Source organism: Aeromonas sp. ASNIH7, from assembly GCF_002903485.1.
Taxonomy (GTDB): domain Bacteria; phylum Pseudomonadota; class Gammaproteobacteria; order Enterobacterales; family Aeromonadaceae; genus Aeromonas; species Aeromonas caviae.
In genome coordinates this window covers 1942664-1966391 of record NZ_CP026226.1, presented here as the reverse complement: position 1 = coordinate 1966391, position 23728 = coordinate 1942664, and the positions used below count along the sequence as shown (strand labels likewise).

Sequence of the window (23728 nt, the reverse complement as noted above, 5' to 3'; positions counted from 1 at the left end):
AGATCACCGGAGGAAGGGAACTCAGTCCAGTTTGTGCGATCTGATTAGTCGCTAAACAAAACAAGCCACACCCAAAGGACTGAGTTGATGCCTATCCTACCACCTCTGCCACGACCACAACGGCGCCGCATTCACAAAATCATCCATGCCACCCGTGATAAAGGACATGCTCGTCGCTTGATGGCCATCTTGCTGTTACATGAAGGACGCACGATCACCGATGTTCATCACCTTACCGGCGCTGCGCGCTCGACCATCGGTCGTTGGCTTCGGTGGTATCGAGATGAAGGCATAGAAGCGCTAGAAGCCTTACCGGCTGGCCGTGCCCCAGTCTTACCTATCGCCAAGATTGTCACCCTACTGGTGCTGCTCATGCAGTTTTCTCCGCAAGATTTTGGTTATCAGCGCAGCCGTTGGTGTACTGAACTATTGGCTATAAAAATCAATCGGTTAACAGGGCTCAATGTGGCAGCCTCCACGCTCCGCCGATGGTTACCTCGTATGGGCATTGTCTGGCGCAGGCCCGTGCCGACCTTGCGGATAAAAGACCCAGCCTATCAGGAAAAAATGGCGAATATCGACGCCGCGCTGGCCCGCTGTGATGCCGATAATCCGGTGTTTTATGAGGATGAAGTCGATATAGACCTCAATCCCAAATTAGGAGCCGACTGGATGTTCAGAGCGCAGCAAAAGCGGGTTGTCACACCGGGGCAGAATGCCAAGCATTATCTGGCAGGCGTTCTCCACGCAGGCAACGGAAGGGTACTTTACGTCAGCGGGATCAAGAAAAACTCATCGCTGTTTATTGCCATGCTGGAAAAGCTGCGCCACCACTACCGACGAGCCAAAACCATCACGTTGATCCTCGATAACTACATCATTCACAAAAGCAAACAGACCGAGCGATGGTTGAAGAAGAATCCCAAGTTCTGCCTGGTGTTCCAGCCAGTTTACAGCCCTTGGGTTAATCACATAGAACGGCTATGGCACAAGTTACATGAAACCATCACGCGCAATCATCAATGCAGAGGGATGGCAAACCTGCTGGCCCGAGTGAAACACTTCATGGATACCGTGTCTCCTTTCCCGGGGAATGGCTATGGCACAGCGAAGGTGTAGCACTATTGGGATCAGTTATTTAGGTAGGCTGTCTGACCGCCGCCGCCATAATCCGCCATCTCTTGCAGGTTGCGCTGGACATGCGCCAGGCAGAATTGATGCCGTGTCGGATCCAGCCAGTGGTAACTAGCGCACTGGTCGGTGACCACGACGCCGTGGGGTGCCGACCCCAGCAGGTGCTTGGCATTGTCCTGACTGCGGAAGTAACGAATGTTCTGGAACACCGCATCGTTGCTGGCCATCAACCACAACCACCGGGTATTCGACTCGCCATTGCGTTGATGCGTGGTCTCATCGGCATGGATGATCGGCGCCTTCTGGATATGTTGTTTCAGTGCTTGATGGATGGGGGTCAGCATCGAGCTGATACGCCCCTGGGCTTCCGAGATGGCGCCCACCGAAAAGGTCATGCCGTACTGATCGCGCAGCAAACTCTGAATTTTGCGCACACTCAGATGATATTTCCCTGCTAGCACGGCGATATGGCTGAGCAACCGCGGCCCCATTTGGCCGTTGGGTGCCGAATTGGGCAGTTCGCCTTTGCTGAGGGCATCGCAGTGCTGACAGTGGCCGTGGAATACCTGGTATTCGGTGATTTCCAGCGGCAACTGGGGCAGTTCAAACACCTGGTGGCGGAGTGATGGCGCCGCATTGGCCACGACCTCGCCGCCACATTCAGCGCAGCAGGATGCCGGTTTGCAAGCAACCACCTGATCGGTGGATTGCAGCGGACTCAGTTCTCGTCGATGCCCCGTGTGTCCAGGTTGAGCGCCAACCTGATTTCGGCCACGAGGCGTCGCAACTTTTTTCGCTCCGCCTTAGCCGCGGGCGAGTCGGAGGATGGTGATTTGGACGAGTTACGAGAAGAGAGAGCCAGACGATCCTCGTACTCCCGTAGCTTGTTCCAGAGCTCCTGAATGATGCGGTTGGCATCGAGGAGGTCATGCGCCTGTGGCGCTGCATTTTCGAAGAGTTTTTTCTTGTTCATGGGCTTATGTTGACGGCCTGGGAGGATCTATCAACCCCGGATTGGGGATCAAGAGACGATCATCACATCCGGCTGTCAACGGGGGGTTGGTGAACGGTTACGGTTGCCTTTGACGGCCAATAAGTAATCGCCACCTTGCTGAAGGATGGTCTCGGCGATCTCGGTCTGGCACCCCATCGCATCGATGGATACCAGGCAGCCTTTGATGTCGAGCAGCGCCAGCAACTCGGGAATAGCGGTAATTTCATTGGACTTGGCGTCGGTTTTTATCTGTCCGAGCACCAGCTTATTGGCGGCGGCATAGGCACTGACCATGTGAATGGTCGACGTTCGATCCTCACGGTCATAGGAACTGCGCAGGGTTTTGCCATCGATAGCGACCAGGGCGCCATCGGTGTGCTGGTTAATGGCTTGAGTCCACCGCACAAAGGCGGCCTGAAACGGCTCTGGTTTGATGCCGGAGATGATCCTGGCAATGGTGTCATGGACAGGAATGCCGTTTTTAAACAGTCCCTTGGATTGAAACCAGGGAAGATGAACCTCGCCGAAATCCTCAATATCTTCCCAGCCCTCAGCCCCGCCGATCACGGCACAGACGGTGAGAAACAGGACATCGTAGAAGGGATAATAAATCTTGGCATGCTGGCGAGGGTCGTGAATATTGTCGAAGAACTGAGCGAAAACGGCATCAATAGACATGAGAGCACTCCTGAAAAGGAGCATGAGATCACAGCCGGATCACCAGGTCAAATTTCAGGGTGAGGATGTGAGCAAATTGTTAACTATGGAAATCATGGAAATTATCATTTTTTGGATTTCATGCGCATTTTTTGAGCTGAAATGACGTGCAGTGACGATTAAAAAGTGTGAAGGCGATCCTGACTATAAAGTTAACTGCATATCACAGGCCTATAAGTATTTGTTTTGTAGGCAAAAAACTATTTTTAATTTTTAACAAAATGTTCACGATCTCGCCCTGGATCTGGCGGGCGCAATCCAGTTGATTCATTACCGCTTGTTTGGCTTGTTCCAGCAGAGCCTTGTATTTGTGGCGCTCTTCTTGCCGTTGATTGTCCATGTCTCGCAGGGTTTGGAAAATATCCATTAGCTGCTCATCATCAGGTGCTCGTTCAATATTGCTGGCTGCTTGCTCCAGTTGATGTTCAACCTCGGCCAATTCACGACGCTGTGCATCAAATTTGCTCCAAGCTCGTTGGCAATCCTCACTGATTGCCGCGATGATGACGTGAGTCTCGCGCTCAGAGATGTCAAAGAGGACTTCACCTTGCGGCTTGTTGGCCATAAAGCTGTCAAGCTGCTCTTCGATCGCCTGGGTTGTGATGGCCAGCGTCTCTTTACCTTTAAAGCCGATATTGGCTTTAAGCTGTTCGAGAAAAAGATTGAGCTCTTGGGAAAAGCTGCGAGCCCTTTTTATCTCTATTTCTCTGGCCAGCTGTTGCTGCAGTTTGGCCATGGTGTTGGGGGCCAATGCAAAGGGGAGTGATCCATCACATTCATGGCGCAGACTCTTTTCAAGCTGTTCTTTTTCTTTTACCAGTTCAGCTACTTTCTGCTGCTCCTGATTTTTTGTCCGCGCAAAAGCACCGCCTTGTGCTGCCAGCATGGCTTCATATTTCTGAATATCCTGGGTAATAAGGCCAATCCTTGCCATCACCAAGTCAGCTTCAAATCGATAATGCTCGGCCTGTTTGGCAAACTGCTTTTTATTCTGCTCCAGCTCGGCCAATTTGTGCTGTTGTTGGGTGCCCAGCTCTTTGGCTCCTTGCTGCTTTAAATAGATGCCAAGGTCGGTGCGCAGTTTGGCGATCAGATCAAGGCCGAGCAGGCGGCGTACCGCGGTCTGCAGAATCTTGCCCGATTCATCCTCTGCCAATGAGGCGATCTTTTCGCCATCAAAAAAGAAGAGATCAGCAATACCGTGCGGGATTAACTCATTGAGAAAACCCTGGCACTGCTCATAGTTAAGCTCGTCCAGCTCGACCCCATTTTGCAGCAGCTTGAGTCTGTCTTTTTTATTGCGATTCCAGCTGCGAATAACGGTAAATTCAGACTCAGTGCCACCCTGGTTATAGGTAAACACGAGTTCAATCGAGGCATCTTTAGGTTGCTGAGAGACGCTGACGCCGTTATGGATCAGTACAGTAAGTTGGTCAATATAGTCCTGATTGTGGATCAGGTTATCGAAGGCCAGGCGTCCATATAGCGCTAAACGGATGGCTGACAAAATCGATGTTTTACCTGCGCCGTTGAGGCCACCAAACAGCACGATAGGCCTATCAATGATCTCATTTCCACGTTTTTGTGGGGTCAGCTCTATTTCGTGGTGACCACGAAACACACGAAAATTATGTAAGACCAACTTCTTAATGATCATTTTTTACTGCCTCACTAAACAGTGCCGCCATATCGTCGGCTTGTGCCAATTGTTTTTGCAATTCTGCAAGCGACTGTTCAATTTGTTCCACTTCTTCTTGATAGAGATCGCGCTCATTGCGCTTTTGTAATTGTGCCTGTTTCTGCTCAATGGCTTCGAGGCTGCCCCAATCCTGTTTCAGGATGGTGCCTATTTTGGCGAAAACGCCCTGGCGGCGGCTAAGCCCTTCAAGAGATATCTCGAGCTCTATCAGCTTCATCACCATCTCGGGCTCGACATCATAGCCCTGGCTTAGTTGTGCCAGCAGCTCGGCATCGCTGGCGTTGAAGCGTGACTGATCGTCGATTAGCCAGTCGAGGTCTTCGCCATACACTTCCCGATATATAGCTGGCAGTGAGTCATTCCAATCCGGTTCGTTAGGGTCAGTTAACCACTCCTGGCGAATTGCATGCAGCTCCGGCTTGGTGATCAGAGTAATGGTGTGGCCACGCAGGTTGAGGTCATGCTCCATCTCGAGCAGCTCTTTAAGCCACTCTTGGCGGTATTCTCAGCCAATAAGGGCCGGGGACGTGCTTGCGCTCTGCGCTAAGCTCTTCACCCTCTTTGGCGTATTGGTAGCTCACCTTGCCGGTGCGGCGCTTGTAGTTACGGTAGGTATCTTTTTGCGCAGGGTCTGTGGTCAGGGCTAGCTGATTACGAAACTTGAGCAGAGGCAGCATCCAGTCTTCGCCGTTTTGGATCAGGCTCTCCATGGCTCGGTCTTTGGTGACAACGGTACAGGTCCAGCAACCAAAGCGTGAATTACCACAAGAGGGGGTGCTGTCATCAATGACCAATGGACATTCACCCTGACCCGAGGAGTCCATATAAAGAGTCCAGAGCGGGCGGTTATTGCCGCCCCAGGGATTTTCCCACTCTTCCACATCATCCGGCGCGTATTTGAAGGCGCCACGCAGCAGTTTCCAGACATCCTCAACATCCCAGGTGTCGATAGGGGTGTAGATGAAGGCATTGGCCAGCGTGGTATGGCGGGCAAGACGGGTTCCATCAATCTTGTGCTTGGCAATGACCTGGGCACGGGAAGCACTCTCGCTGCTGCGAGAGCCAAGCACAACGATCACCTCTTCAAACTGGCTGACCTTGTCTTTGATAAAGTCACTGACCGGGTTGATCTTCATTCGCTCGGTACACCAGCGGAAGCTGCGAGTCGGGGCAGGGTAGCCTTTGCCGAGCAGGTTTACCCAAAACGTCTCACGGGTTTTGGGTACGACAGGGTGAGAGGTAATGGGTAACGCATCGCGTTTGGCGCCCTTTTCGATTTGATCCATGGTCCGAATGATCAAATCGACGACAACAGGGGTCTCGACCAGGGTGTCTGATGAAACGACAAAGACATCTTTGTGGCGCAGTTCAGGCGGTAGCCCCAGCAGTGCCAGATAGACCAGCGTCAGCACAGCAGAAGAGTCTTTACCTCCGCTATAACCAATGACCCAGGGACGTTTGTCTGCGCAATAGATACGTTGTACTTCAGCTACATACTCTGCCAGTGGGCGGCCGGCAAAGGGCTCGGTATTGATGAAATCTTCGTAATCGGCCAGATCATGGGCCTGAATCAAGGGGTTCATTGAGAGACAACCTGAGCTTCAAGTACCTTCTCCTCGGGAGTGAGGGGGAGGTTTAGTGAGGTTTTAAGTGCGTTGCAGGTAAGCTGGAGCGCGGTGGTTGACTTGCTTAGCTTGCCATGCGACATGGTTCTGCGAATCCATTCCGGGTTGGTTTTGCGCCAATCAATGGTCTTGAGCTTACCAAGGTCTGTTTGCCAGGTATCAGGATGCTCGCTTATCAAGAAGCGGCCGAGCATACCGAGAGCTTGCAAGCCGACCCCGTGAGCATGGACATACTCCTGCCGGAGTTGGGCGGGTGATACTTCTTTGCGACTGGCCATCTGCCAATCCGGCATCTGGTCGTAGACCGCTTTCCAATAGAGAGCCGCCAGCTTGGCCTCTTCATCTGTACAGCCCTCTTTAGGTCCCTTGCCCAGTAGGGCTCGGGTTGCCTGTTTGATGCTACTTAAGGTGAATAGCTTGCTGGAGAGCTGGGAGATGCTCGACTTTTCCATCTCAGTAAGCCCGACGAAGGGCTCCATGCTGGTAGCCAAATGGCGAGCAAGCTCAGAGCCTTGATCTCTATGGTCATAGAGCGTTGACAGTGACGGACTGGGTTTGACCGCGTACTTGTTGAGATCAGCAAACATTTGCTGGCTTCGGGTTAACCCTTCATCGACAAAGAACAAGACAGGGATGTTGTCCTGACCCAGTTCGGGGCGCTCTACCAACGCCTCTTCGATAGCTTTACGACGGTGCTGACCATCGTTGATCAGGATCTGTGCATCCATGGGCACTCGTAAAGTGCCCAGGTTGTTGGAGCCGGGGTGTTCAGCAAATTCGACGTCAACAGCAATTGACGCAGTCAAGGCAGAGAAGACGTAATCCTTGGGATTCTCCAAGAGGTATCGCACCATTTCCGGGATCCGGGATTTGTTCAATGTGCGTTGAGCCCGCAATTCAGGGGGGACTTCGCTCTCATCGAAGTTGAAAATTTTGGGGATGATGCGCATCGGGCAGGTCGCGATATAGAAGGGGCGACCGGCTTGTATCCCACGCACTGCGGGGAATGAGTAGCAGTAGTCAGCGTCAAAGTGGTTCATGATGATGCTCCTGGCTAGTCCTGCTTCAAGTCTAGATTTACGTCAAAATTAACGTAATCACATGTTGTTATAAGACTGTGGATTAGGTTTTAGCGAGGAATAAGTGGTTTTTACGTTATTTTGGGGCGCTGATTTTACTCTTTTACGCTACAAATACGAAAGCCTGAAATTCGCCTTTTTTGCTCTTTGAGAGCTGATTCATATTGTTGGCGACTCAAGTGATGCTCTGTTTCCAGGTCCATCCCAAGCAGTTTGCTCAATCTTTGCTCCAATGCTCGTTGTGCCTTGAAGCTCGGATCATCCGGTGCCATCAGATAGCTTTTGTTGAGCAGCGGTGGCCGGGTCTGCTCATTGATGTAGTCAAAGAAGTCGACCTCCTGATCGGCCATCTTGATCTTGACCCGCTCCACCAGATGGGGGATGGGTTTGCTGAAGTCGTCATACCCCATCAGGCTCACCTTGCCGGAGCGGATGTGCAGCTTGATCACGTCGATATCGGTCAAGTCACCGTAGAGCTGGCAAGCCGCGCCGAGGTAGACACGCAGCAGCGGCGGTAATTGCGCAATAAAGCATTTGTGTAGCAGCAGTGAATGGCTGGGATAGAGCAGGCTGTTGGGTAGCTGTTGATGGGCCAGCTCGCAGGCTTGGTTGATGAGGGCGATATCCGCAATCTGGTAGAGCAGTGCTTTGGCGGCCTGCTGTGCCTGCGGGTTGCCACCGAAAAAGGCTTTGATATCCCGCTGCAGCTCGCTGGGGTAGTGGGTATAGGTTTGGCGTTTGCCAAACAGGTTGAGTGCCAGGTAGACCAGCAAATCTTGCTGCCGCTCCAGCTCGGCCTGCTTTAACTGGGCAAGGTCAAAATGCTGGCCAAGCAGGGTCATGGCTTTGCGATGGCTGCCTGCTATCTCTCTTAACTCGTCGCATTGTTCAAATTCGTCATTGGCCGGAATTCGGCCAAGGGTCAGCGCCCGTTGCCAGAAGGCTTCAAACAGCGGTTGATGGCGAGCGATCAGCAGTGCTGCAGTAGCCTGATGGTTGGGGGTGGGCGAGGTCAGCTGCTGCCAGCTGTGGCTTCGGCGTTGGCGCTGCGCCAAAAAGCGCTGCTCTTCGAGCTTGTCTTTGAACACATAGAAGATGCCTGGCCCCACGGCGATGGCATTTTCATCCAATGTTCTGTCTATGTAGTGCTTGAGCTCGCTTTGGTTGTAGTAGCGCTGAAAGGTGTTGCGCGAGGTGATAACGCCATCTTTATAAGGGGTGAACTGGGCAATAAAGCTGTCGTTGGCCAGCATGGCCGAGACGACCAGCAGGGTTTGGGTCAGCTCCCAGGCGCCGAGCAGTGCCTCCATTCGCTCATCTTGATCTTCAATCACGTTGATCACAAAACCGAGATTGACCAGATGGGAGACCACCTTCTCCCCATCCGGGCGAAAGTTCGGGTCCCAGCCCAGCGCGTCAATACCGTGTGCTTCCAGCTCCCGCAGGTCATCCCCCCGGCCGCAACCGTAATCAAACAGCGCATAGTCTCCGTTGAGATAACCATGGCGTACCAGCATCTTCATGGGGGCTGAGAGTTCATGGCGAACCAACGCGGTTTTATGGCGATCAATTTGTGGGCCCCCCTCTTCGGGCGGCAGGGCGGAGGTGCGAAACAGGCGTCCATCAACCAGTTGGTATCCATGTCTTGCGATAAGCCGCTCCCACGATGCTTTGAAGCCAATCATGCGGGGATGATCGTAAAGCCCTGCCAACTCCCCCTCTTGGGTGATCTGGCGACAGCTCTCTGCCTGTGAGTGATCGGGGGTCAGCATCAGGGTGAGAGCGTGAACATTTTGTTAAATTTCACCCAGTTTTTTGAGACCCGCATTGAGTACCGTTTCCAGATATTCACTGCTCATTCCTGCGATTTTTTGCTTCCGTCTTACGCTCGCCTTGCGTGAAGTCTCGGCCCTGAGCATGTTCAGCCCCATGTGCCGGATGCACGCCAAAATCTCTGCGGCATCACCGCGATAAATCGGGCAATCATCCTCGCCCATCGTGACGTCCAGCACCCAGTGCAGGCTATTTTCGATGGCCCAGTGCCCACGCACCGCTCGCGCAAACTCATCCTGCACCAACGCTTTGGAACTGATGAAATAACGCTGCTCTATGGTAATTTTTTGCATATTTTCAACGCGATAGGAGATGGCCACGCCAATGCTGTGCAACTGTTTCCAATGAGGAAACTGGGCGGCCAACTCGCCCGCCGCCATGACATGGTACTCACGACCATCGATGCGGCCATGAGCCTTCTCAAGCGTCATCGTCTCTGCGCATAACGGGGTGGCCGCCAGCGGGGCGAGGGCCTGTCGAACCGCCTCGAACAACTTGGGTTGGTTGCCTTTGACGGCCAATAAGTAATCGCCACCTTGCTGAAGGATGGTCTCGGCGATCTCGGTCTGGCACCCCATCGCATCGATGGATACCAGGCAGCCTTTGATGTCGAGCAGCGCCAGCAACTCGGGAATAGCGGTAATTTCATTGGACTTGGCGTCGGTTTTTATCTGTCCGAGCACCAGCTTATTGGCGGCGGCATAGGCACTGACCATGTGAATGGTCGACGTTCGATCCTCACGGTCATAGGAACTGCGCAGGGTTTTGCCATCGATAGCGACCAGGGCGCCATCGGTGTGCTGGTTAATGGCTTGAGTCCACCGCACAAAGGCGGCCTGAAACGGCTCTGGTTTGATGCCGGAGATGATCCTGGCAATGGTGTCATGGACAGGAATGCCGTTTTTAAACAGTCCCTTGGATTGAAACCAGGGAAGATGAACCTCGCCGAAATCCTCAATATCTTCCCAGCCCTCAGCCCCGCCGATCACGGCACAGACGGTGAGAAACAGGACATCGTAGAAGGGATAATAAATCTTGGCATGCTGGCGAGGGTCGTGAATATTGTCGAAGAACTGAGCGAAAACGGCATCAATAGACATGAGAGCACTCCTGAAAAGGAGCATGAGATCACAGCCGGATCACCAGGTCAAATTTCAGGGTGAGGATGTGAGCAAATTGTTAACTATGGAAATCATGGAAATTATCATTTTTTGGATTTCATGCGCATTTTTTGAGCTGAAATGACGTGCAGTGACGATTAAAAAGTGTGAAGGCGATCCTGACTATAAAGTTAACTGCATATCACAGGCCTATAAGTATTTGTTTTGTAGGCAAAAAACTATTTTTAATTTTTAACAAAATGTTCACGATCTCGCCCTGGGGTCAGCATGAACTCTTTGCGATGCAGAATGGGGGGATTATCCTGGTTGTCGTAGCGGGTAATGGTATGGCTTAGTTTGGCCAGATCAACGGTCACGCTCTGCTTGAGGCTGGGGTAGGCCTCTTCGAAGAAGGTGGGGTAGCTGAGCAGTGACAGCCGAAAGTCCTGCTTTGCCAACTTGACCAGATCCCATTCACACTCCGGGAGTTTGAGCGCTTGTGCTACCGCACAGACAAAACGGTAGAGCTGTGGGCTGGTCGTGGCCAGGGTCTCTTTGTGCAGATAGACCGCGTCGGGCAGCACTTTTTTGTATGGCAGGGCCGCGACCAGTTGCGTGAAGCGCTCGGGGGTCAGCATCAGCACATTCCTTTGAGTTGGGTGAGTGTCAGCCGCTTGGGCATTCGTCTTCCATGGTGAGTGGTGAGTTCGACCAAGGCGCGGTTTTGTTCGGGCCCATAGCTGATATGCAGTGGCCGGTCTGGGCCATAGAGATAGAGACGATCAAACGGGGTGTGCTGCGCCAACCAAAGGGCTACCTGATAGCTGTTTTTCCCTGGGTATATCAGATCAACTGCGGCCCCTTGCCGAGGACAGATAACTCTTCCTCGCTGATTGAGTTCACAGGCCGCATGTTGATCGAGCCCTGGAGCGATGCCTGGCGATTGATTGGTCAGAATGGCCCTGCGCAGCTCAGTGCCGCAAAAACCATAGGTGAGCCGGGGTTGCCCGTATTGTCGCACCACCGGATCCAAGATCTCTATGGCCAGTTCGCGATAGGCCTGCCAGCTCTCAACTTGTAGGGGGAGATTGGGGCATTGAACTCGCAGCCAAGTATCACTGCAGTGAAACAGCATCTCGAAGGTGAAGTAATCGCTGCAGGCGTCGTTGAGCTGCACTGAATAACCCTTAAGAAATAAAAGTTCAGACTCTACCTTCTGCATGAGAGCCATCAAGAGGGCGGGACCGGAACTTATATTTCACTCCCCCGCAGGACTGTCCTCCTCCTCGACATACCTCAACAACTCTCCAGGCTGGCATCCAAAATATTTACACAACGCATTGATTGTATCGGTATTGGTGACATTACCAGGCACGTTGGCGATCCGGGTCAGGGTTGCCCGACTGATCCCTGTTTTTTCGCTCACTTCAGAGAGAGTTATGCGGCGCTTTTCTTGGAACGATTTTTCGTCAAGTAGCTTGATGAGCAGGATCCTAATCATGACTTATCCATAGCGAGTATTTTTCACATAGCCTACCAAATGAATCATGCATGATGCAAAAAAAGCATTGACAACTACATTGCGTGATTTATATTCATCTTGCGCGAGCGAAATGACTCATTTGTGATTCACTTGGAGGCGAGATATGAGTACCTATCTGACAACCGAAGAGCTCTCATCACGGATCAAATACGACGTGCGAACAATCCGCCAGAGTCTGAAAGACGCTGTGCTGTTCGAGGGCGTGCATTACATCCGTCCGTTTGGTGGGCGAAAAATTCTCTACATCTGGGAGCGGGTAGAGGAGTCCATGCTGCAAGGAGCAGCAGCCCACGATCTCATTGCTAGCTTGAAGTGAGGTGGTGCGATGGGCTCGATAAATAGCCGTAATGGCAAGCTTTATCTGGACTTTCGTTACAGGGGGGTCCGCTGTCGGGAGCAAACCACGTTGGCTGATACCCAGGCTAACCGGCAGAAGCTCAATAAGGTGCTCTGCTTAATAGAGCAACAGATCCGTATCGGTACCTTTGACTATGGGCATCACTTTCCCAACAGTCCCAAGGTTGAGAAGTATGTGGCCATGGAGAGACTGAGTCGGCAGAAGGCCTCTGGTGCGCGGATGATTTTCTCCGCCTTCGCCGAGCTATGGCTCGATGAAAAACGGGTCGAGTGGCGGGAGAGCCAAATTGAAACGGTGGATGGCATTTTACGCTGTCACCTGATTCCGGCCATGGGTGAGCAGCTGTTAGCTGCCATCACCAAGCAACAGATCTTGGCGTTTCGGTTGCGCTTGTGTGAGCCGGGTGGGCAGAACGAACGGGCGCTGTCGGCTTCCCGTATCAACCACATCATGACCTACCTGCGCCTCATCTTGAACGAGGCGGCCGAGCGGTTCGAGTTTGATAGCCCGTGGCGCAATATCAAGGCCCTGCCGATGCCTAGGGCGCAAGTCCTGCCGTTTACCCTAGAGGAGGTGCAACTCATTCTGACCAAGGTACGGGCGGACTATCGTCCCTATTTCACGGTGCGTTTCTTCACTGGCATGCGCACGGGTGAGATCGATGGGCTTTGTTGGGACAATGTGGATTTTGGCGCCCGCCTTATTCATATTCACCAGTCCTTGGTCAGGGGTAAAGTCGGGCCCACCAAGACCAGTGGATCTCACCGCACCATCGCAATGAGCCAGCGAGTCTATGAGGCCTTGCGTGAACAGTGGGGGTTCTCGGGCGAGAAAAGTACCTTCGTGTTTTGTGCTCGCAACGGTGAGCCACTCAACCACCGCAATGTGGCTCAGCGTGTCTGGTACCCATTGTTGGCCAATCTGAAGCTTGAAAAGCGCAACCCTTATCAGACTCGCCATACGGCTGCCACTCTGTGGCTGGCCGCCGGCGAAAATCCGGAGTGGATTGCCCGCCAGCTGGGTCATTCCACGACCAGCATGCTGTTTCGGGTCTATTCGCGCTATGTGCCCAATCTAGTCGGTCGGGATGGTGCCGCTTTCGAACAACTGCTGGACGGTGAACTTGATCTGGAGGATGAGGTATGAAATTCACATCCCCGTTTAACTTGACGCTGGTGTGGGCCGAGCTGATTCACGGCTTGCCTAGTGCTGGCGTGTGGCGTTTGACTTTCCTGAAAGGGGGTCGCCATGTCGATGTCAGCGGTGAGCTGCTGGCCGATGTGGTGCCGGCTGGGCAGTGGTTGCTGCTGGAGATGAATCGCGAGGAAGTGCCTCGATTGATGACCTTCATGCCGTTGCCTGTTGAGGTGCGTCGTGACGACATTGAGCAGCAATTTTCATGGCTGGCAGACAAACAACATGCCATCTTGTCGGATATCTGGGGGATGCTCGCTTATTTACCGGATGCGGCCCTGCGGCGATTCTACCTCGCCGTGCTGCTTGATGATCGCATCATGTGGCCCTTCTTCACCGGCAAGGCGAGCAACCAGTACCATCATCACCATACCGGTGGACTGCTTGAGCACAGTCATGAGGTGGCAATCACCGCCTCGGCGCTCTGCATGCAGCATCAAGTCGGCCCGATTAGCACCAGCGTGGCCTTTATCGGCGGTCTTCTGCATGACATCGGCAAGATCCACCTGTTCTACAACAACACAAGCGGGAACGGGGTCGTGGGGCAACATGAGTCGTTCAATTTCATGGTGCTGGCCGAGCCGCTGGCCCGCCTCAGTCAGGAGGCGCCCAAGCTGTTTGAGGCCATCAGTTCTTGCCTTTCCATCAAAATTGGTCGGCAGTCGGAGGCCTATCTGCCAGCCCAGATGGTTCATATCTGTGATCGATTGTCTATGGATGTACACAACTGGCGACGGGCTTTCACCGAGGTCCCGGCCTATTACTGGTTTGTCAAATCGCCTTATGGCGATCAGGTCTACAAACGGTTGGACTGAGATCTCGAAGCTCTGACTGCCGTTGACAGCAGGATGTGCCGAGAGGGCCACAGCGCCCGACTGTTTGCGGCGCCTTGGGCAACTTGCAGGGACTACATATCGGCAGGATACTTTCAGCATCCCTTGGGGTTCAGGGACTATCCTGTTTGATTTATGCAACAAGGAGCATGTATGAGCTCGAGCATCGTCACTCTCAGTATCTTCTTTCTAGCCATGGAGCTGATCGCCTTTGCTGCTGGATATCTCTACCTTGAGGGCAGAAAGCTGAAAAAACAGACAACCCAGACACCCAATAATTTCGATGAAAAGAGTGGGGCAGGATCCTGAAACCAATTGGGTTAGGGAATTTGAGCTCAGCCCGTGAGAGGGGCGGGCCCAATGGGCGGGGATGACCCCCACTTTTCAGAGCCGCGCCAAAATGAGCTTGCCTGGCTAATCCCATCGGGGTTCATCCTGAGCAACAGACCATTCGGCGGCGCGTTGACGGCCTTCTTCATATAGTTGCTCTACGACATCCCTGTAAACATCCTCATCAGCCCTCTGTAGAGCCTCATGGAATAATGACCCACATAGCGCCATTTCATAGTGCGTCATGTCACGGCTCATCCTGTCAATCTCCATCAGTACCTCGTACGTCATTGGATTGGTGTCGGCCAGTTTTGCGATGCGTTGCAGATTTTGTGAATCGCCAATTTGCCAGCGGCGGATGCTGGTCGCCTTGAATAGGATTATGGCAAAGCGATGAAACAGATAGCGCAACATCGGTGATGAATGGCCCGCCTGGCATAATTCCTCCTTGGGGTGGTTTAGGTATAAGTAGGCATAGCCTTGGGGAAACTGCTGCACTTTGCGCAGCGTGCTGCGCTCGACGGCCAGCGCTGGATGAAGGTGCCAGCGTTTGGCAGGTTTATCTTGGGGCACGTGGAGATCAAGTCGCCACTGAGACCAGGGATATAACTTGCTGACAAAGGTCATAAAGCGGCGGAAGATTTTTGGAGAGGTGAATTTGATCCCGGCATGGGAGCTGTTTGAGTTGGTCAGGCAATAGCGGATGGCCCACCTGAACTCGGCCATCTGTTTGGGTCTCTTTCTCATGGCTTGGCAGACTTTCAAGACGTCAGCCAGTGCATGTTTCTCTGCGGTTGTGCCGAGTTCAGCCGGGAGCAGTTGTCGCTGCCGGTTGCGGGGAATCAACCGTGAGCGGGCTTTTTGTGTCACCAGATTGCCTAGCTCGATTGCGCTCGCATGCCAAGTCGCCAGCAACTCTTCGCTCAAGCCAAATTGGCTGGCTATCTCCCGTCGATCCTTTCCTTTTTCAAGATGCTTGAGGACGGCTTCACTCTGCACGTAATGACTGGCTCGGTTTGCATCGGCGAGGGTTTTCGCCTTGATGCCTTGCCGCACTTGGCGCGGTGGTGTTGCCTGATAGGCTCCCAGCCTTTTCAGTAGGTGGGGCATCAGCTTAGCCGGGGTCAGGGGCGTTGGTTTTTCCTGTTCGCAGTCTAGTGTGCGTTGCTTGTGGGTCGATATACCAAACAGATATTGGCTCTCTTGCCTGGAGAGCGGGGTTTGGTTGCATGCTAGGTGGCAGCCAAGTAACAGGTCGGTGAAGTGCAGGTAGTGATTCAGTGTGATCTCGGGACTGCTGTGCCCAGCCATCACTGCGAGCGCCATATAGCGATCCCGCAGGCGATGCTGGCCTGCGATCAGGCGGACAATCTCCTCGCGTTGTGTGTCGGGGTAGGGCAACAAGGCTCGCTGGACAATGTCTGGCAAGGACACCAGATCGTGGTGCAGCAGCAACTGCATCCGAGAAAAACAGCTGTGACGCAGGTGGTAGAGTCGATAATGAAGGCCGCCACTGAGTTGGTAGAGTACAGACCTGACCATCAGGGATATCTGTTGCAGGTTGACCCGCTCGTGGGGATTGCCCGCAGCGTGGAACAGCAACTCCTTGTTGCTATCCGCCTGCATCCGTCGCTCGCCAATATAGCGTTTGAGGAGATCGCGCTCATTGCCGGTGAGCATGGGGTAAAGTGGTACTTTGCGCAGTGCCGCATCGGTCTTGTTATGACCGTGGCGGTTGTTGCGGACAAAAAGCCACCCGATGGGGGAGGGCTCAACATCCATTAGCCGCAACTTGGCGAGTTCTCCGGGGCGCAAACCGGTGCGATAGGCCATGATAAGAAAGGATTTAAGCATCATCCGCAGAGTAACGTCGGTATCGATGAAGCAATCGACCTGTGCCAGCAAACCGGCAAAGAGGGGCTCATCGACTATGGCTGCGCTGACATGGGGGATTTTCTTCTCGCCGGTTGCAAGTGATTCTGGTAGCGCTGCCATATCAAACGCCTCGACGGCGAAGACATGCATGTCCTGAAGGCGGCCTGCCATGAAGTCACGCTGATATTGGCTGCGTGGGCGGTTAAGAATGCTGTGATAGAGTTCGGTAAAATCGATGCCATCGTAGCTTGCAAGCGGTAGTTGTGCGGTCATCGATAACCACTCCTTGCCGATGCTTTCGAGGTAGCGCTGAGCAGTCGACGGGGCCAAACGGCGTGTCAGAAGCAATGACAGCAACCAGCTGACTAGCACTTGTTCGCTGAGCGTAAGGGCACTCGTGTTCCCAAGAGCATCGAGTTCCGTGATGATGGTTTTCGGGCCCTTGGGCGCGGCTGGGTCTTGTCGAAAAATCGCTCTTAATTCATCTAGCAGATAGGGTTTTTGCGATGGCTGGCTGGTGCTTGCCATTGGCCATTTCGCCACGCTTTCTAGAGAGTTAAATTTCTGATAGGTGTCCTGGTTGGCTGGGTACAGGCGAGGTTGGAGCAGCCGGTGCCAGTATGCGAGAGGAAGGGATGCACTTGGGGCTCGTCCTGCTGCATATTCCAGCAGTACCTGCGGGAGTTCAGTACCAAGCTGATGTTCGGTTAAGCCGATGGCTCCTCTGCAGAGCGCTTGCTGGCTGATCTCTGCTCCCAATTCCTTTTGCAACAATCCAAGGCACTCTGCCTGTTTGGTTGGAGAGCACCAAGTTGCGGGACGATGTTTGAGAAACTGCCGCAATATACCGAGGCTGATTGGGTCAGGCATGTAATTCACTTGGGTGATGGCCCGTATACCTGTCTGGTGTATCTCGTTGTGTTCTGCATTACCATCGTGTTCGTCATGACGGTAATAGCTGTTACTGGGAAGCTCGCCAGGCTCGAGGGTTAGGGTGATCCAAGTTAGTTCATGATTACCGGACAGCGGCTGGATTTCGAGCAATGCACGCCCCATGGCGAGCCACAAATAGGGGCGATTGAGCCCGCCATAGAGGATTCCGCATACGAGCAAACGGGCGAATAACCGGTCGGGGTCTTGGGTCGGTTCACTCAATGTGGTGCGCCAAGTATGAGCTGCGTTGGCCATAGTGATAGTCGCTTGGTGCCAATGCTCGGAGCGAAATGGGTGAGGGCGTCGCACAGTCAAGTAAGGAGGGGGGATCGCAATGCACCAGATTCCCTGCCGGTTCCCCATCTCCAGTTTCTGGCAGATAACCGAGTAGGCAAAGCGGTAGGCGTGCAGGGTCTTTAGATCTTGCCGCAGTTGGGCATCAATGTCTGGCCACAACCGTTCAAATCGGTCAGTACAGGGAGATTCTTCCAACATCTCTGGCAGATGATGACGAAAGATCTTGATGGCCTGGGTGATCACCACTTCGGCCTCATCTTTACGGTCCTGTCGACGCTTATCTCGGCCAAGTTGTACCATCAGCTCACGGCGCCGCGGTGATAGGATCAGAGGATTTGCCATCCTGCCCTTGCCTCAATCTGGTGAAAATTCAAATGTGCTTCAATGAGGTCGGCAACGTGTTGCAGAGTCTGGATGGACAGGCAGCTGTGGCGACCGAATATCGACTCGCCGATCTCCTCGTGCCCCATCCAGCCATCGATCACTGACGGTGCCAGTTCGCTGCGCAGCAGGACGCTGCGTAGATGGTGGCGAGCCCAGTTGTGCTGGATCGGCAGGCGGTTACCTAGTTGCTGATTGAGGTTGCTGGGTGTGGGATCCTGAGGCAGCAGATGACCCTGACTGTCATGAAGGATGAAAAACAGCAGATTTTTGCTGCCATCAAGTGCGGCATCGCAGCGCTGTGCCAGCCCGCGATGCAGAAGTCGGTAGCGTTGACCCAGGGCATGTAAATGGGCTTGGTAAAGTGCGACCTGGCGAGCGGCGGTGACAGGGATCACCAAGGTCCGAGCCGCCAGCCCATTACGGATCTCTTTATCGCTTATCCACCATGTACGCGTGATGGGGTTGTAGTCAGCGAACGATCCCAGTGGAGCAGTCACATCTCGGTGACCAGTTACAAACGTCAGCAGTGCCCACACGTAGCAAAGGTAGTGATTGTGAAAGCTTGCCGCCTCCTCAAGGGCTGCATCACGCTTGGGGGCCGGTGGCGGTATTAACAGCCGGTTAAACAGGTTATGCAGCACCTTGCCCGGCAGGAGCAGACTACTGCCAACCGTGGCAGGGATGCTACGGGCTGGCGGCAGACCCGCATCCAGTCCCGCCAAGTTAAACAAAAACTGTAGATAGGCTCGATGGTGCTTGGTCACCTGGTCGGTGGGGGTATTGCTGTACGCCAGTGCCGGGCGCCTCTTGTAGTCCTGACCACGGACGAGCGCCACCTGCATCAGATCGAAGCCTTGGTTGATATACCAGTGCTCCAGATAACGAGTGACTCGCCCCAGGGTTAGCCGGGTTTGGTGGCGTTCGTTGATAAGCGTAAGGTGCTTTTTTAACAACTTTTCGCTCGGGGACGGTGCATTGACAGCCAAATGTTGTAACACCATTGGGAGCGGCAGAACGACACGTGAGTGGGTGGGGGGCAGCAGAGCATGTAGCCGCTCATCCAGTGTACTTGCTGGTACCTTGTGTTCAATGACGAGGCAGAGCTGACCTTTTATGACCTGTAAACTCCGGCCTGTTGCCAGGCCACCAGGTATACCGCCGCATACGAGAGCTAGCAATAGCCAGTGTCCAGTCGGGTCCCCTTTGTTGACGGCATCCCTCACCAGATGCTCGATATCCCAATCACTGGCCTGCTCGAAGCTACACGGAAGCGACAGCTGACGCACTGCCAGCTGTTCGGTGACTCGCTTGTTCAATTCGGCGCGTAAAAATGGTGAGCGGTGCGGAGAGCTGGGGTCGTGGATGCGCACGGTCTTGGTATCAAGAGCGAAAGGCAGCTCATCGATCGGCTCTCCATTAGGCCCTGGTCGCATAACTAGCTCTTCGATCACGATGTCAGTGTCATCAGTTTTTTCTAGCTGAATCAATTGGACATAGTGCTCGGCGACGGGCAGTTTCTTTGACCTGCGATAGCGAGTGATGCCTTTTGCCAGGCGATAGGCATCGTTGATGACCACACACAGAAAACCAAGCCCTCGCTCGATGAGCGGCGATAGCGCGTGTTGGCGGTTGGCACGTAGCGTCGTGATGAGTGTCGCCAGATCTGGGTGAGCCGCCATATCCGGCAGTTCTTGCAGCACCGGTGTGTGCCGTGCTTCGGTAGCGATCAGACGGATCTCCCGCAGCGCGTTTTCGATGGCGGAGTCATGATCACCGATGAGGTGTAACTGTAGACAACTCACGATGACCAGTTGCTGGTAACGTCGATAGTGATCGCGATCGTCATCTGACCAAGCCGAGGGGGAAGTGATATTGATCGCAGCGGCGAATCCGCACTCGGTCAGTAATTGCTGTCGCCTGAGGTAGTGACAAGCCTCAAATGGAGTTTTTATGTTAAGAGCACTGGGGTTCACCCGATAGCGTGGATGGCTTGCCCAGCGTTCCAAATCTCCGTAACGGTGCCAGTAATCATCTGGCATGTTTCCCATCAGCCACTTGAGCATCGCGAAGGTGGTCAAGCGCAATGTGGACGGTAGAAGCTTTGGGCATACCACGTGGGACAGGTGACACAGTCGTCTGTGGTAACGCTCCTGATCTAGAGGGGGCCTCTCATCCATGGTCCGGACTCCAGTCGGTGTCGAGTAGCGCAATCGGATCAGCGAGGGGGTTGGCGACCGGAGTGTTGCTGACCGCTCGTCGGCGTTGCTGGACCAGCGTGCCCCGGCTACACCCCGTCCATAGGCAAAGGTCGGCATCGCTCACCTGCGACTTGTCGAAAAAATACTGTGCCATATGCCGGGGCAGTTGGGCCTGAAAACTCTCTCGCAAAGCGGCGAGTTCTCTGCTGTCGATGCTCATAACGAGCAGGCTGAGGGCGCTGGCCCACGCCTGTTGTTCAATGTCGGCATCGTTGGAGACGTGGGATGGGGTGTTATGAATGAGCAGCGTGCCCTCCGGCGGATAGGGAGCCTCCCAGTACAGCGCCGGCCACAATGGGGCAAACAGCAGAAATTCTGTCGGGCGCATTTTTCTGTTTTTACCCTGCTGGTAAAACATGACGCCCTGTAATGGTTGCCGAAGCAATTGGCTGGTCAGCCCGCTGGGCAGGTTTTTCCAAGAGACGAGACGGGGGTAGGTGAGGATCCACTGATACGCTGCGTGGGCGAGCGGATGGATAGAGAAACGGAGAGTCGGATCAGCGCGGGATAGGGTCATCGGCTCACTCATCAGACACCTCAAAATGGTGATTGGCCTATTTTGAGACTAACGCCCCGCAAATTCGTGATCAAATATTGATCATTAAAATATCGAGATTTTGTGACCGTGACCACGTATGTGGCGTAAATTGTTCTTAATGGTAAAACCGAATGTCAAAGGTAATTGTCATTAAAAAACAATTGATTACATTTAATGCCACATAAGTGAAATAGAGGTAATCTGGCTGGAACGGCCTGTCACGCCGGGGGTCGCGGGTTCGAGTCCCGTCCGCTCCGCCACTACTTAAAAAGCCCAGTCTAACGACTGGGCTTTTTTTCGTTTCCGATACCGCACTCCTTTTCCCTCTCATCAACACCGCTATCATCCGATCATCGCCCCTGAGAGAGGTTGCCGCTATAATGGCCGCCCTCAAGCAAGGTGGTGGTATGAAAGCAGAGTATCTACAGCGATTCGGGGGCATTGCCCGTCTTTATGGCCAGCGTGCCCTTGGCTCTTTCAGCCAGGCGAAAGTCTGCGTGGTCGGGATCGGTGGCGTCGGCTCCTGGGCGGCCGAGGCGCTGGCTCGGGCCGGCATCAACCAGATCACCCTGATCGACATGGATGATATCTGCATCACCAACACCAATCGCCAGATCCATGCCATGCAGGGCACCGTCGGCCGTCTCAAGACGGAGGTGATGGCCGAGCGTATCCGTGCCATCAACCCGGATTGCGAGGTGATCGAGGTGGATGACTTCGTCACCGCCGACAACCTGGGCGAGCATATCAAGCGGGAGTTTGACTATGTGGTGGATGCCATCGACTCGGTCAAGGCCAAGGTGGCGCTGATTGCCTTCTGCAAGCGCAACAAGATCCCGGTGATCGTGGCGGGCGGTGCCGGCGGGCAGATGGACCCGACCCAGATCACCGTGGCCGACCTGGCCAAGACCATTCAGGATCCGCTGGCCGCCAAGGTGCGCTCCGACCTGCGCCGACTGCACAACTTCAGCAAGAATCCGGCGCGCAAATTCGGGGTGGAGTGTGTCTTCTCAACCGAGCAGCTGAGTTATCCGGATGGCAATGGCGGCACCTGCCAGGCCAAGGCGGCCAGCGACGGCAATATGAAGATGGATTGCGCCTCCGGCTTCGGTGCCGTGACGCCGGTGACGGCCACCTTTGGCTTGGTCGCGGCTTCCCGGGTATTGAAGAAGATTGCAGAGCGGGGAGCCCGTGCCGAGAAAGAGGCCGGGAATGAAGACACAGGGTCGATTGGCGCAGCCTGATCGACCACTGGACAAGGCTGGTTAGACGGCCAGCCCCCGGATTGCCAACACGATAGCTCTGAGCCCGTTGCCCCGCGACGGGCTCAAGTGTTTCTCCAGCCCCAGTTCGGTGAAATAGTCCTCCATGTCGAAGGAGTGGATCGTCGCTGCGGGTTGGTGGTTGAGTGCGGCCAGCACGATGACAATCAGACCGCGCACGATGCGGGCATCGGAATCGCAAGCAAAGTGCCAGTTACCATCCTCACCTTTCTCCCCTTTCAACCAAGCCTGGCTCTCACACCCCTTGAGGCGAAATGCCTCCTGCTGCCATTCGCCGGGCAGTGCAGGCAGCAGTTTGCCGAGCTGTATGATGAGGCGGTACTGGTTCTCCCAGCCGTTCGCCGCCGCAAACTGCTGGCGGATGGTATCGGCATCGGGCTCAAGGCCGATCCGGGTATAGGTTGCGAGGCTGTTCATTGGATTGTCTGCCTTAGAAGAAGTCACTGAGTTTGTGCAGGGCGGCCAGCAGGGCGTCCACATCGTCCCGATTGTTGTAGCAGGCCAGCGAGGCACGCATCGTGCCGCCGATACCGAGCGATTCCATCAGCGGCATGGCGCAGTGATGGCCGACCCGCAGGGCTATGCCCTGCATGTCGAGCAGGGTGGCGGCGTCCTGCGGGTGGATATCCTCCAGCAGGAAGGAGACGGCGCCGGCGCGCTGACCGGGTTCGCCGACCAGACGCAGCCCTGGCACCTGTTGCAGTCCGGCAATCAGATAGTCGGTCAGCGCTGCTTCATGGCTGGCCAGTGAGTCCCTGTCCTGCTCCATCACAAAGCCGATGGCTGCGGCCAGGCCGATGGCGCCGGCAATATGAGGAGTACCAGCTTCAAACTTGAAGGGCAGGGTGTTGAAGGTAGTGCCGCTGAAGCTGACCTTGTCTATCATCTCGCCGCCGGCCTGCCAGGGGGGCATCCGCTCCAATAGCTCAGTGCGGCCCCACAGCACGCCGATGCCGGTCGGGCCATAGAGCTTGTGGCCGGAGAAGGCGTAGAAGTCGCAGCCGATGGCCTGCACATCTACCTCTAAGTGAGCCACTGCCTGGGCACCGTCGATGAGGGTCAGGGCACCGACTGCCTTGGCCGCTGCCACCATCTCTTTGACTGGATTGACGGTGCCAAGGGCATTGGAGACGTGAGCCACGCTCACCAGTCGGGTACGTGGTCCCAGCAGGGCCAGATAGGCAGCGATGTCGAGATCGCCCCGCTCATCGAGGGGGATGACCCGGACGACGGCACCGGTACGCTGGGCGACCAGCTGCCAGGGGACGATATTGGCGTGATGCTCCAGGGTGCTGAGCACGATTTCATCCCCCGCCCTCAGCTCGCTCATCCCCCAGCTCTGGGCCACCAGATTGATCGCCTCCGTGGTGCCACGGGTCCATATCACTTCGTGGCTGCGAGGGGCATTGATAAAGCGGGCAACCGTCTCGCGGGCATCTTCGAAGGCGCGTGTGGCCCGGCCGCTCAGGGCATGGGCGGCGCGGTGCACGTTGGCATTGTCGGCCCGATAGTAGTGATTGATCGCATCCAGCACGGCTTGCGGTTTCTGGGTGGTGGCGGCGTTGTCCAGATAGACCAGAGGGTGGCCGTTGACCTCTTGCGCCAACGCCGGAAACTGGCCGCGCAGCCGGGCGTGCTGTTGCTGATTCATGCTCCCCTCATCTCGTCTGGAAAAGTCGGTCATGATCCGGAAAATGGCGGGCAAACACAAGATGAAGTGG

General features: G+C 54.5%; 20 protein-coding genes and 2 pseudogenes. 6 read left to right on the top strand and 16 right to left on the bottom strand.

Translation table 11 applies throughout. The features are described 5' to 3' along the window. The first annotated feature begins 87 nt into the window (after positions 1-87). A complete protein-coding gene (locus tag C2U47_RS09300) occupies positions 88-1119 on the top strand; it encodes an IS630-like element ISAhy2 family transposase (protein WP_103261600.1) in 1032 nt (343 codons plus the stop codon). 14 nt (positions 1120-1133) lie between these two features. Here C2U47_RS09300 and tnpC read toward each other — a convergent pair. From tnpC to C2U47_RS09250, 11 genes and pseudogenes are all read right to left on the bottom strand, one after another. Then, positions 1134-2107 (bottom strand): annotated as a pseudogene (gene tnpC / locus C2U47_RS09295) (IS66 family transposase); the annotation flags it as partial. Between the two features lie 99 nt (positions 2108-2206). Continuing rightward, positions 2207-2806, bottom strand: a pseudogene (locus tag C2U47_RS09290) (ISAs1-like element ISAs12 family transposase); the annotation flags it as partial. Positions 2807-3008: 202 nt separating this feature from the next. Further along, positions 3009-4502 (bottom strand): DNA sulfur modification protein DndD, encoded by a 1494-nt coding sequence (gene dndD, locus C2U47_RS09285; RefSeq protein WP_233735875.1) that lies wholly within the window; start codon positions 4500-4502, stop codon positions 3009-3011. Then, the gene (locus C2U47_RS23250) at positions 4492-5013 is read right to left on the bottom strand and encodes a hypothetical protein (protein WP_233735874.1); all 522 of its coding nucleotides are present in this window, start codon (positions 5011-5013) and stop codon (positions 4492-4494) included. Before C2U47_RS23250 ends, dndD begins: the two co-directional genes overlap by 11 nt. A 13-nt stretch (positions 5014-5026) precedes the next feature. Further along, positions 5027-6127 carry a DNA phosphorothioation system sulfurtransferase DndC gene (dndC, locus tag C2U47_RS09280; RefSeq protein WP_233735873.1) on the bottom strand — a complete coding sequence of 367 codons (1101 nt, stop codon included), beginning with the start codon at positions 6125-6127 and terminating at the stop codon, positions 5027-5029. After that, on the bottom strand, positions 6124-7209 hold the full coding sequence (dndB, locus tag C2U47_RS09275) for a DNA sulfur modification protein DndB (protein WP_017786509.1): 1086 nt from the start codon (positions 7207-7209) through the stop codon (positions 6124-6126). The genes dndC and dndB overlap by 4 nt, the downstream gene beginning before the upstream one ends. A gap of 134 nt (positions 7210-7343) precedes the next feature. Then, positions 7344-9020, bottom strand: a complete 1677-nt coding sequence (locus C2U47_RS09270; protein WP_233735872.1) for a DNA phosphorothioation-associated putative methyltransferase — start codon at positions 9018-9020, stop codon at positions 7344-7346. Between the two features lie 24 nt (positions 9021-9044). Continuing rightward, complete coding sequence (locus C2U47_RS09265; protein WP_021141311.1) at positions 9045-10181, bottom strand: ISAs1-like element ISAs12 family transposase; 1137 nt, start codon at positions 10179-10181, stop codon at positions 9045-9047. A gap of 245 nt (positions 10182-10426) precedes the next feature. Beyond that, a complete protein-coding gene (locus tag C2U47_RS09260) occupies positions 10427-10819 on the bottom strand; it encodes a hypothetical protein (protein WP_233735871.1) in 393 nt (130 codons plus the stop codon). Next, positions 10819-11403: a hypothetical protein gene (locus tag C2U47_RS22850; protein ID WP_158657401.1), complete on the bottom strand. Its 585-nt coding sequence runs from the start codon at positions 11401-11403 to the stop codon at positions 10819-10821. The genes C2U47_RS09260 and C2U47_RS22850 overlap by 1 nt, the downstream gene beginning before the upstream one ends. A 36-nt stretch (positions 11404-11439) precedes the next feature. Continuing rightward, the gene (locus tag C2U47_RS09250; RefSeq protein WP_041997615.1) at positions 11440-11682 is read right to left on the bottom strand and encodes a helix-turn-helix domain-containing protein; all 243 of its coding nucleotides are present in this window, start codon (positions 11680-11682) and stop codon (positions 11440-11442) included. Positions 11683-11827: 145 nt separating this feature from the next. Between C2U47_RS09250 and C2U47_RS09245 the strand changes: the two genes are divergently transcribed. The 4 genes from C2U47_RS09245 to C2U47_RS22845 all read left to right on the top strand — a co-directional run bounded on the left by C2U47_RS09245 (position 11828) and on the right by C2U47_RS22845 (position 14418). Continuing rightward, on the top strand, positions 11828-12040 hold the full coding sequence (locus C2U47_RS09245; RefSeq protein ID WP_041997613.1) for a hypothetical protein: 213 nt from the start codon (positions 11828-11830) through the stop codon (positions 12038-12040). A gap of 9 nt (positions 12041-12049) precedes the next feature. After that, positions 12050-13228, top strand: coding sequence for an Arm DNA-binding domain-containing protein (locus C2U47_RS09240; protein ID WP_041997612.1), 1179 nt, complete (start codon positions 12050-12052; stop codon positions 13226-13228). Then, a complete protein-coding gene (locus tag C2U47_RS09235) occupies positions 13225-14091 on the top strand; it encodes an HD domain-containing protein (RefSeq protein ID WP_052448053.1) in 867 nt (288 codons plus the stop codon). Before C2U47_RS09240 ends, C2U47_RS09235 begins: the two co-directional genes overlap by 4 nt. Before the next feature lie 171 nt (positions 14092-14262). Next, positions 14263-14418, top strand: coding sequence for a hypothetical protein (locus tag C2U47_RS22845; protein WP_158657400.1), 156 nt, complete (start codon positions 14263-14265; stop codon positions 14416-14418). 105 nt (positions 14419-14523) lie between these two features. Here C2U47_RS22845 and C2U47_RS09230 read toward each other — a convergent pair whose 3' ends face one another. The 3 genes from C2U47_RS09230 to C2U47_RS09220 form a co-directional block, all read right to left on the bottom strand. Then, positions 14524-17886, bottom strand: coding sequence for a tyrosine-type recombinase/integrase (locus C2U47_RS09230; RefSeq protein ID WP_103261599.1), 3363 nt, complete (start codon positions 17884-17886; stop codon positions 14524-14526). Next, positions 17871-19991: a hypothetical protein gene (locus C2U47_RS09225; RefSeq protein WP_158657399.1), complete on the bottom strand. Its 2121-nt coding sequence runs from the start codon at positions 19989-19991 to the stop codon at positions 17871-17873. The genes C2U47_RS09230 and C2U47_RS09225 overlap by 16 nt, the downstream gene beginning before the upstream one ends. A 106-nt stretch (positions 19992-20097) precedes the next feature. Beyond that, positions 20098-20715 carry a hypothetical protein gene (locus tag C2U47_RS09220; RefSeq protein ID WP_158657398.1) on the bottom strand — a complete coding sequence of 206 codons (618 nt, stop codon included), beginning with the start codon at positions 20713-20715 and terminating at the stop codon, positions 20098-20100. Positions 20716-21131: 416 nt separating this feature from the next. On the opposite strand from C2U47_RS09220, the gene tcdA reads away from it, so the two are divergent. After that, positions 21132-21968 (top strand): tRNA cyclic N6-threonylcarbamoyladenosine(37) synthase TcdA, encoded by an 837-nt coding sequence (gene tcdA / locus C2U47_RS09215; protein ID WP_049636414.1) that lies wholly within the window; start codon positions 21132-21134, stop codon positions 21966-21968. A gap of 21 nt (positions 21969-21989) precedes the next feature. Here tcdA and C2U47_RS09210 read toward each other — a convergent pair whose 3' ends face one another. After that, positions 21990-22424 (bottom strand): SufE family protein, encoded by a 435-nt coding sequence (locus C2U47_RS09210; protein ID WP_049636415.1) that lies wholly within the window; start codon positions 22422-22424, stop codon positions 21990-21992. A 13-nt stretch (positions 22425-22437) separates the two neighbouring features. Then, positions 22438-23658 carry an aminotransferase class V-fold PLP-dependent enzyme gene (locus C2U47_RS09205; protein WP_049636416.1) on the bottom strand — a complete coding sequence of 407 codons (1221 nt, stop codon included), beginning with the start codon at positions 23656-23658 and terminating at the stop codon, positions 22438-22440. Positions 23659-23728: the final 70 nt, after the last annotated feature.